Genomic DNA, 265 nt, shown 5'->3' with positions numbered 1-265 from the left:
GCCATAGCCGGCGGAGTCCTTCCCGGCGACGTGGATCTTGCCGCCCGCGAGCGTGCGCAGCACCACGTAGAACACCGGCGTCAGCATCAGCCCGAACAGCGTCACGCCGAGCATCCCGAAGAACACCGCGATACCCATCGCATGCCGCATCTCCGAGCCCGCGCCTGTCGACGTGACGAGCGGCACGACGCCCATGATGAATGCGATCGACGTCATCAGGATCGGGCGCAGCCGTAGCCGGCTCGCCTCGATCGCGGCCTCGAGC

1 protein-coding gene is annotated in these 265 nt (G+C 67.9%); it reads right to left on the bottom strand.

Annotated features, from left to right (window positions below):
* Positions 1–265, bottom strand: a 265-nt coding sequence (locus SB816_RS32280) for an efflux RND transporter permease subunit (protein ID WP_410548281.1), incomplete at both ends; no start/stop codon positions are given.

The organism is Achromobacter sp. SIMBA_011, assembly GCF_046535435.1.
GTDB classification, from domain to species: Bacteria; Pseudomonadota; Gammaproteobacteria; order Burkholderiales; family Burkholderiaceae_B; genus Achromobacter; species Achromobacter dolens.
The sequence above is the reverse complement of the archived record's forward strand: the minus strand, read 5'-3'. Positions and strand labels throughout refer to the sequence as shown.